This window comes from Candidatus Hakubella thermalkaliphila, from assembly GCF_013281975.1.
GTDB lineage: Bacteria > Actinomycetota > Humimicrobiia > Hakubellales > Hakubellaceae > Hakubella > Hakubella thermalkaliphila.
In genome coordinates, this window is record NZ_BLRZ01000474.1 from 1 (window position 1) to 548 (window position 548).

Below are 548 nucleotides of genomic sequence, written 5' to 3' on the forward strand. Positions count from 1 at the left end.
GTTGGTGTAGAGAAAATTGAGGTAAAAGTGCTAAGAGACGAATAGCGGCATATATATTCGCAAAGGCGTTCCAGCAAGCTGCCGCTGAATAAACGCAAGAGTGCGTTGTAAAAAATTCTTGTTAGGGGGTGGCGGGGATCTCAAAAAAACTTTGGCAGTGCTTCGCCGATTTTACTAAAGGGGAGCGGTCGGCGAAAGGAAAGCGTTCTACTGTTGTTGTGCTGGTGGAAAATTTGAAGGACCAGGAATTTCTCCAGATTGCGGAAATGGTCAGCGGTGTCACCGGGCTGGAGATGGAGGAGGTGAAGGTGGTGGAACATAGCGGCACATAGCAGGAATTCGGGGATCGGCATGGAATTGTATCCCAAAGCATTTTTTGCTATAATAAAAAATGTCACAGCTTATGTTGTGGCAAGGAGGTGTTTTTGTTGGCTGAGCATGAGACGTATGCAACGACAGAATTTGGTAACATTAAGATAGCCGACGATGTAGTGGCAATTATTGCCGGTCTGGCTGCCAGCGAGGTGGAAGGCGTAGCCGGGATGAGC

The 548-nt window shown here is 47.8% G+C and carries 2 protein-coding genes; both read left to right on the top strand.

Translation table 11 applies throughout. From position 1 onward, the window contains the following. Window positions 1-128: 128 nt before the first annotated feature. Window positions 129-332 carry a hypothetical protein gene (locus HW443_RS12785; RefSeq protein WP_176238399.1) on the top strand — a complete coding sequence of 68 codons (204 nt, stop codon included), beginning with the start codon at window positions 129-131 and terminating at the stop codon, window positions 330-332. A gap of 96 nt (window positions 333-428) precedes the next feature. Next, window positions 429-548: Asp23/Gls24 family envelope stress response protein (locus tag HW443_RS12790; RefSeq protein ID WP_176238400.1), on the top strand; the 120-nt coding region annotated here is incomplete at its 3' end.